The 1,809-nt window shown below is 65.8% G+C and carries 1 protein-coding gene and 1 pseudogene; one reads left to right on the forward strand and one right to left on the reverse strand.

Going from position 1 to position 1,809, the window contains the following annotated elements; translation table 11 throughout:
* The first annotated feature begins 11 nt into the window (after window positions 1-11).
* Window positions 12-1,369, forward strand: a pseudogene (locus AC1DGP_RS35150) (autotransporter family protein).
* Between the two features lie 268 nt (window positions 1,370-1,637).
* Here AC1DGP_RS35150 and AC1DGP_RS35155 read toward each other — a convergent pair.
* On the reverse strand, window positions 1,638-1,809 hold a 172-nt coding region (locus AC1DGP_RS35155), incomplete at its 5' end, for a transposase (RefSeq protein WP_476833284.1).

A 1,809-nucleotide genomic window follows, 5' to 3' on the forward strand; every position in this document is an offset into this window, starting at 1 on the left:
GGGGCACAGTCTTGACGACGCCAAGCTATACAGGGACTGGCGGCACGATCGGGCTGAACACTTTCCTCGGAACTGACGGCTCGCCTTCCGATCGCCTCGATGTCGGCTCGGCGACCGGCAATTCGCTTCTGAGCATCGCCAACGCCGGCGGACCGGTGAATTGACGACAGGCAACGGCATCCAGGTGGTGCGCGCGGTGAATGGAGGAAGCACCGCCGGTGCCTTCGCGCTCGGTGGCGTCGTCGCGGCGGGSGCCTACGAATATCTCCTRTTTCAGGGCGGTGTGACGGCCGGCACCGAGAATGACTGGTTCCTGCGGAACCAGCTCATCCCGACGCCCCCCGGCGTGACGCCCCCTGTCGGACCTACGCCGCCCGGCGTGATACCGCCCGGAGTGACGGCTCCTGACACTCCGATCCCTCTCTTCCGCCCCGAGGCGGCCATCTACACGCTGTTGCCCGGCGTGGCGCGCCAGCTCGGATTGGCGACGCTTGGGACCTTTCACGAGCGCCAGGGCGATCAGGCCCTGCTSCTCGGCTCGGGCGCGCTGCCAGGCGCCTGGGGCCGGCTCTTCGGCCGCCATGCCGAGGAGAGTCGCTCAGGCCCGCTCTCGCCCGAGATGAAGGGCAATATCGGCGGCTTCCAGGCCGGTCAGGACCTTTTCGGCTGGGACAATAACGGCCATCGCGACCGGCTTGGCCTGTTCCTCGGCTTCGCCAGCGCCGATGTCGATGCCCGCGGTTTCGCTCTCGCCCAGCAGCGGGCGCTGGTCGGCAAGCTGAAGATGGATGCAACCAGCCTCGGCGCCTACTGGACCCATGTCGGTCCGTCACGCTGGTATGTCGACGCGGTGCTGCTGGGCTCCTGGTTCGATGGCGATCCGCGCTCGACCCGCGGCATCGGGCTGAGCGCCGACGGAACCGGTCTCACCGGCTCGCTCGAGGCCGGCTATCCGATCCAGATCGGTGCCGGGCTGTCGCTTGAGCCGCAGGCGCAGCTGATCTGGCAATCGGTCTCGTTCGGAACGGAGCGCGATCGCTTCTCTGCGGTTCGCTTTTCGCCCGACGATGCTCTGACCGGCCGGATCGGCGCTCGGCTTACCGGCGATTGGGTGATGGGCGGGATGACGCTGAAACCCTATCTCCTCGCCAATGTCTGGCGCACGTTTTCCGCCAGCGACACGACGACCTTCAACGTCACGCCGATTACAACCGGCTTCGGATCCACCTCGCTGGAACTCGGCGGCGGCGTTGCGGCCCAAGTGATGCCGAACGTCGGCGTCTACGCGGCGGCGAGCTACACCAGCAATCTCGGCGGCGACGATCGCCGCGGCATCAAGGGCAATCTCGGCCTGCGCGTCACCTGGTAGGCGCGGCCCCTGCCGACACTTCACACGCAGGGTCTTACGATTGGTTCCGAGCCGGGGCGGGCCTTTGCGAATCTGGCAAACCCGGCGTCCTTACATTGCCTTCAGTCATGTGCCTGCAAGCGGACCCTCAGATGTCGGCAATGGGGCCAACTCCGGTCGTCAGACGCCGATCTTCCAATGTCTCAGATGGGTCGATTGTGTTGAAGAAGTCGGCGCTGGGTAGACTATCGATTGAGGCTGGGTGGCTTTGTGAGAGAGGCCTTCGCCCTCATGCCGCCCGTGGCGGCGCTCCCACCGGCATCAGCTTCGCCATTTTCCTGAGGTTCTGGGCAGTGGCTGCGAGGAGGAACTCATCGCGGGCACCGCATGGTCCTCGCAGTCTCAAGCGGTCGAGTTTGAGGATGCGCTTCAGGTGCGCGAACAGCATCTCGACCTTCTTC

The sequence above is a fragment of the Allobosea sp. 05T433 genome (genome assembly GCF_056396065.1).